General features: G+C 72.7%; 6 protein-coding genes. 5 read left to right on the forward strand and 1 reads right to left on the reverse strand.

Annotated features, from left to right (window positions below; all coding sequences use genetic code 11):
- The first annotated feature begins 13 nt into the window (after window positions 1-13).
- Window positions 14-1,003, forward strand: coding sequence for a hydrogenase expression/formation protein HypE (gene hypE / locus ACFYWX_RS43565; RefSeq protein ID WP_389430904.1), 990 nt, complete (start codon window positions 14-16; stop codon window positions 1,001-1,003).
- 118 nt (window positions 1,004-1,121) lie between these two features.
- Here hypE and ACFYWX_RS43570 read toward each other — a convergent pair whose 3' ends face one another.
- Window positions 1,122-2,078: a cupin domain-containing protein gene (locus ACFYWX_RS43570; RefSeq protein ID WP_389430892.1), complete on the reverse strand. Its 957-nt coding sequence runs from the start codon at window positions 2,076-2,078 to the stop codon at window positions 1,122-1,124.
- Window positions 2,079-2,158: 80 nt separating this feature from the next.
- Here ACFYWX_RS43570 and ACFYWX_RS43575 point away from each other — a divergent pair, with 80 nt between their 5' ends.
- The 4 genes from ACFYWX_RS43575 to ACFYWX_RS43590 all read left to right on the forward strand — a co-directional run bounded on the left by ACFYWX_RS43575 (window position 2,159) and on the right by ACFYWX_RS43590 (window position 6,383).
- On the forward strand, window positions 2,159-2,995 hold the full coding sequence (locus tag ACFYWX_RS43575) for an SDR family NAD(P)-dependent oxidoreductase (RefSeq protein WP_389430894.1): 837 nt from the start codon (window positions 2,159-2,161) through the stop codon (window positions 2,993-2,995).
- A gap of 169 nt (window positions 2,996-3,164) precedes the next feature.
- On the forward strand, window positions 3,165-4,241 hold the full coding sequence (locus ACFYWX_RS43580; protein WP_389430895.1) for a hypothetical protein: 1,077 nt from the start codon (window positions 3,165-3,167) through the stop codon (window positions 4,239-4,241).
- Window positions 4,231-5,907 (forward strand): polyprenyl synthetase family protein, encoded by a 1,677-nt coding sequence (locus ACFYWX_RS43585; RefSeq protein WP_389430896.1) that lies wholly within the window; start codon window positions 4,231-4,233, stop codon window positions 5,905-5,907. Before ACFYWX_RS43580 ends, ACFYWX_RS43585 begins: the two co-directional genes overlap by 11 nt.
- A complete protein-coding gene (locus ACFYWX_RS43590) occupies window positions 5,904-6,383 on the forward strand; it encodes a hypothetical protein (protein WP_389430897.1) in 480 nt (159 codons plus the stop codon). The genes ACFYWX_RS43585 and ACFYWX_RS43590 overlap by 4 nt, the downstream gene beginning before the upstream one ends.
- Window positions 6,384-6,528: the final 145 nt, after the last annotated feature.

The raw sequence follows: 6,528 nt of genomic DNA on the forward strand, positions 1-6,528 counted from the left end.
TCCGGTGGTCGTGATGGGCCACGGTGGCGGCGGTGCGCTCTCCGCCGAGCTCACGCAGCACCTGTTCGCGGCGGCGTACGGCAACGAGACACTCGCCGCGCTCACCGACTCCGCGGCCGTCGAACTGGGCGGGGCCCGGCTGGCGTTCTCCACCGACTCCTACGTCGTCCGCCCGCTGTTCTTTCCCGGCGGCAGCATCGGCGACCTGGCCGTCAACGGCACGGTCAACGACCTCGCGATGAGCGGCGCCCGGGCTGCCTATCTGTCGACGGCGTTCATCCTGGAGGAGGGCGTCGCACTGGACGTGGTGGGCCGTGTCGCCCAGGCGGTGGGCGCGGCCGCCTCCGCCGCCGGGGTGACGGTGGCGACCGGGGACACCAAGGTCGTCGAGGCGGGGCACGGCGACGGCGTGTACGTCAACACGTCCGGCATCGGCCTGATCCCGGCCGGCGTCGACATCCGTCCGCAGCGGGCGACGCCGGGTGACGTGGTGATCGTCAGTGGGCCGATCGGGGCGCACGGTGTGGCGGTGTTGAGCGTGCGCGAGGGGCTGCAGTTCGGCTCCGACGTGGTCAGTGACACCGCGCCGCTGGGTGGGCTGGTGGCCGTGATGCTGGACGTCACGACGGACGTGCACGTGCTGCGCGACCCGACGCGGGGCGGGCTCGCGACCTCGCTCTGTGAGATCGCCGCCGCCTCCCGCACGGGTGTCGTGCTCACGGAGAGCGCCGTCCCCGTGCCCGACTCCGTGGCCGCGGCCTGCGGATTCCTTGGGCTCGACCCGCTGTACGTGGCCAACGAGGGGCGCCTGGTGGCCTTCGTACCGCCGGAGCACGCCGACGCCGTCCTCGCGGCGATGCACGCGCACCCGCAGGGCGCCGGCGCGGCCGTCATCGGTACGTGCGTGGCCGAGCATCCGGGCATGGTCGTCGCCCGGACGGGCCTGGGTGGCACTCGGGTCGTGGACCTGCCGCTGGGTGAACAGTTGCCGCGTATCTGCTGAGCGGTGACGACACGGCGGCCGTGCGGCCGACGGGGCGCGGTGTCCCGGTCGGCCGCACGGCTGCCTCACGCACTGCTGCCGCACGGCTGTTTACGGCGCGTCGGGAGGCCGGGCGTGTTCAGCTGTCCGGGCGGGCGGCCGCGCGGTGCCGGCCGGGGCGGGTTCCGTGGACGCGGTGGAAGGCCACGCTGAGGCCGAAGGCGCTCTGGTAGCCGACCTGGCGGGCGATCGACTCCACGGTGTCCTCGGTGCGCACCAGCAGGTCGGCCGCGAGGGCGAGGCGCCAGCCGGTCAGGTAGGTCATGGGCGGTTCCCCGACCAGGTCGGTGAAGCGGCGGGCGAAGGTCGCGCGTGACACTCCGGCCTCCTCGGCGAGGGCCGCCACGGTCCACGGACGTGCGGGTCTGTCGTGGATCAGCCGGAGAGCCCGGCCCGCGACGGGGTCGCTCAGGGCTCGGTACCACCCCGGGGGGCTCCCCTCCGGGCGGGCGAACCACGCGCGGAGCGTGGACAGCAACAACAGGTCCAGGAGCCTGTCGAGGACGGCTTGTTGTCCGGGGGCGTCCCGGCTGATCTCCGCGGCGGTGAGGTCGAGGATCGGGGCCGGAGTGCCGTCGTTAGGCACCATGACCACGCGGGGAAGGGCGCTCAGCAGTCGTTCGGAGACTCGGCCGCCGACCTGGTAGCCGCCGGTGAGCAGGACGGTCGGGCTGTCCGGGCCGGTGCCGCAGGTGCGCAGGCCGAGCATGACGTCGTCGCTGATGTCCTCGCCGTCGGCCGTCGTGCAGTGGTCGGCGTGCACCACGTACAGCGGGGGTCGGTGGAGGTCGACGTCATCGGCGACGGTGAACGGCTCCGGCCCGACCACGACGGCCACGTCGCCCCGGGTGAGTGCGACGGGCGCGACGCCGTCGCCGTCGCCCGGGACGACCCAGCCGGTGCCGTGCAGCAGGGTGACCAGGGTGAGGGGCGTCCGGTCGGCGAAGCGCACGGACCACGGTGGGGTGACGATGTTCCGGCTGAACAGAGCGCCGTCGGACCGCACTTCGTAGAGCAGGCTCCCCAACGCGTCCATGGGGCAAGGTTAGACGATCGGACATCGATATGAGCGGATGAACCATTCTCCAGCTCATCCACGCCCGGTTTGCTGGTCCCATGACGACGACGAAACCGTTTCTGATCCTCGGCGGCACGGGCAAGACAGGACGCCGTGTGGCCTCCCGCCTCCGGGAGCGCGGGCACGACGTCCGGGCGGCCTCCCGGAAGGGGCCGACCCGATTCGACTGGGGCGACGAGAACACGTGGGAGCCGGTGCTGGAGGGCGTGGGCGCGGCCTACCTGATCGACTCCCAGCTCGGTGACGCGGCCACAACGCTGAGGTCCTTCAGCCGACTTGCCGTGGACAGCGGTGTCGAGCGGCTGGTGCTGCTGTCCAACCGCGACTGGGTGGTGCCGCCCGGCGAGGAGAAGCTTCCCTCCGAGCGCGTGGTGCGAGAGTCCGGCGCCGAGTGGACGATCCTCAAACCGGCCTGGTTCGCGCAGAACTTCAGCGAGGACGCGTTCTTCCGGCAGCAGCTCGTGGACGGCGACATCGTGATGTCGGCCGGGGACGGCGTCGAGCCGTTCGTCGACGCCGACGACATCGCCGACGTCGCCGTGGCCGCCCTCACCGAGGACGGCCACGCCGGGCAGTCCTACGAACTGACCGGCCCCCGCCAACTGAGCCTGGCCAACGTGACCGACGAGATCGCCCGAGCCACCGGCCGCCCCCTCGCCTACCACCCCGTCTCCCCCACCGACCACACGGCCTACGCCCTCCAACGCGGCCTCCCCGAGGAGTACGCCGCCCTCCTCAACACCCTCTACAGCTGGATCAGCGACAATCGCTTCGCCCAACTGGCCGACGGCGTTCAGCGGGCGCTGGGCCGCGACCCCCGTGACTTCACGGACTACGTCCGATCCACGGCCGCCACGGGGGTGTGGCACGGCTGAGCAGGCGTGCGCCACGCCGCCATGCTTGCACCGAAGGAGCGGCTCACTCCGACGAGTGACCCCTCGCCGGGCGCTGCCGACCAGGCGACCTCGTCCGCACTTGCCGGCGGCGTCAACCTGGCGCCACGACAGCAAGTAATCATCGATCACTGGCTGTTACGGTCTGCGCGTGACGACGAGATCAGTGGTGGACGAGCGGTCCCTGGGACCGGCGGGCCCGTTCCCGGTCGGTGTGCTCGAAGGGCTGCGGGGCGGCCCTCTGGAACGGCAGTGGCTGCACTACGCGTTTGTGTCCCGGTGCGGCGACCTGACCGTGATCGCGAATCTGTCGGCCCTCGGGGCCGACGGCGCGGACGGGTCACCGCACCGCCGGGGGATCGTGCTGGTGCACGATCAGGAGGGCGGGTGGGAGGCCAGTCAGTTCAACGCCCGTCACCAGGAGGTGCCGTGGTCGTCGTTCCGCCTGCCGCGGCCTCGCGGGACGGACGAGGACGCGTTCACGGTGACGGCGGTGGCCGGGTCGCCGACGGTCGACGTGCGGCTGCGCGGCACCGGCCGGGCGTGCACGTCGCAGTGCGCGGCGTTCGGCGACGGCGAGTTCCTGCGCTGGCAGGCCGAGCCCGGCGTACTGGCCTCCGGTGTGGTGACGGCACACGGACGCACCCGGAAGGTGAAGCTGACCGGCTACCACGAGCGCGTCCGGGGCCGCTGGAGCTGGCCGACGCTGGGCGGCTGGGTGTTCGGGTTCGTCAACGCGCCCCCGGACTCCCCCTCCTCCACGGCCGAGCGCGCCGAGTGCGTTCCCCCGCCCGCGGCCGTCGTGTTCGCGCTGGTCCAGCCCCGCTCCCCCGGCGACGCCACCAACGGATCGCTGATGCTGTGGCGCGAGGGCCGGTTGTGGCGGCACTTCCCTCGGCGGTGTCTGGAGATGGCGGTGGACGGTGCGCTGGACCGGGACGCCGTCGTGCTGGTGCCGCCCCTGGCGGACCTCCTCGGCACGCCGGCGGGTGCGACGGTGCCGGGCCGACTGGTGATCAGCGCCCGGATGGGCCGGGACCATCTGCTGCTGGACTTCTCCGGCCGGACGGCTGCGCGGATCGCGAACCCGTGCGAGCGCGGCCTGCGGCCGTTCAGCGTGCACGAGACGCTCGGCCCGTGCCGGGTGGAGGGCGTGGTCTCCGGCCGAGCCGTGGCGTTCGAGACGCGGGGCGTCGTCGAGTTCGCCGGAGGAGCCGATGAGTGCTGACCGAGCGGACGACGGTACGGGCGCGGCTCTGCTGCGGGACACGGTGGCCGCGCTGTCGGAGCGGGCGCCCGCCGTGGTGGCCGCCGCGGCGGAGCAGATGCGGGGGATCCGGCTCGGCCTGTCGTTCAACGACGGCACGGCCGCCTCGCTCACCCCGCTCCGCGGGCGCCTGGTGATCGAAAACGGCCGGGCGGACGCCGCGGACGTCGAGGTGGTCTTCGACGACCGGGCCATGAACCTGCTGTTCGATCTCCAGTGCAGCCCGGTGGACCAGGTGCTGCCCGGCAGCCTGGACGTACGGGGTGAGCCGGACCAGGTGCTCGCGGCGTGGCGGGCGTTCACCCTGCTGGCGCAGCGGGCGTCGGGGCTACGGTTCGTCCAGCAGCTTTGGGAGGAGTACCGGCACCGCTCCCCCGGCCTGTGGGGCGCCGCGCCCGGGAACGCCGGGGACGGCACCGACGTACCGGACGCGACGGGCTGGACGGCCCTGGACTACCTCAACCGGCGCCGACCCGCCCCTGCCGCGGAACCGGTCCCGGACGCGGACCCCGAGGGCGGGTGGAGCGCGGCGGCCCGTCCCCGCCTCCTGTGGAACGGTCGTACCGGCACCCCGTGGTGGGAGGAACTCCCCCTCACCGACGCGGACTTGATGGAGACGATGCGGGTCTGCCGGGACCGGGTGGCGGACGAGATGCGCTGCCTGATCCCGGACCAGGAACCGCGCCGCGACCTGTACGACCTGATGCGGGACTACCCGGCCCGGCAGGGCAAGGGGCTGCGGCCCACGCTCACGGTCGCGGCCTGCGTGGCCTTCGGCGGACGTGCCCAGGACGCCGTACGCAGCGCGGCGACGCTGGAACTGTTCCACAACGCCTTCCTGGTCCACGACGACATCGCGGACGAGTCCACGCACCGGCGCGGCCTGCCCACCCTCCACACCGCGCACGGCGCGGGACTGGCAGTGAACGTGGGCGACGGGCTGAACCTGCTCGCCGTCGACGCGCTGCTGTCGAACCTGGCCACCCTCGGGCTCGCCCGCACCCTCGGCCTGATCCGGGAGACGCTGCACATGTGCCGGGAGAGCGTCGAGGGCCAGGCCATGGAACTGGGCTGGATCCGGCACCGCGAGGTGCCCGACGAGGACGCGGCTTACCTCACGATGAGCAGCAAGAAGACCGGCTGGTACACGTGCATCAGCCCCTGCCGGATCGGCGCGGTGTGCGCCGGCGTCACCGACCCGGCCGTCCTCGACCGGTTCGACGAGGCGTTCCGGCTGATCGGCATCGCCTTCCAGATCCAGGACGACGTCCTCAACCTCGTCGGCGACGAGGCCCTCTACGGCAAGGAGGCTCTCGGCGACCTCTGGGAGGGCAAACGGACCCTGATGCTCATCCACCTCCTGCGCTCCGTGCCCGACCCCGAGGAGCGGGAGCTGCTGCGCAAGATCGTGCTGCGTCCCCGGCAGGAGCAGAACGAGGCGGACGTCCGGCTCGTTCTGGAGTCCATGCACCGTCACCGGTCCGTCGACCACGCCGTCGCGCTCGCCGACGACCTCGCCGTCCGCGGCATCGCCCACTTCGAGCGGGACCTCGACGTCGTCCCCGAGAACAAGGGCAAGGCCGTGCTCCGTCAGATCGCCCACTACGTCACGTCGAGGCCGCTATGACCACCATCCCCCCACCGAACGCGTCCGACGAGCGGGTACGCAACGTCCTCGACACGGCCAACCAGTGGACGCGGGCCGCCCTGTGCACGCTCGCCCGCCACGGCGCGGCGTTGCGCCGTGACGACCCCGACCGTGCCCGGCGCCTGCTGGACACGCTCGCTCCGTGGCCGCCCTACAAGGCCGGGCAGTTCCTCTTCGACCTCATGGAGTGGGAGGACTTCATGCTCGACGGTGACCCGCCCCCGCCCCTCCCGCTCGGCGAGGCCCTCGACGCAGCGGGCCTCCCTCTGACGTGGCTGCGGACGGCCGCCGCCCGGGTGTCGGACACCTTCGACGGCGCCTGGGTCCCCCCGACCGTCCCGAGCGCGGAGGACCTGCCGGAGCTGGAGAGCGGCAGGTATCTCTACCAGGACGTGATGCTCGGGGCGTGGCAGGCGTGCTGTCTGCTGCTGGGGGCCGAGGAGGCCACTCGGTAGCGGCCGCGCCGGGCCCGGGCCCGGTGCCGAGGCCCCCGGGGAACGGGCCCGTTCGCCCGAGTGAGCGTCTGGAGTGGTGGGATCGGAGTGGCTGTTTGACGGTGGATCACGTCAGACCGGGTCGTTCAGCTGACACCACGTCGGC

Origin of the sequence: Streptomyces sp. NPDC002888, from assembly GCF_042888465.1 — a bacterium.
GTDB lineage: Bacteria > Actinomycetota > Actinomycetes > Streptomycetales > Streptomycetaceae > Streptomyces.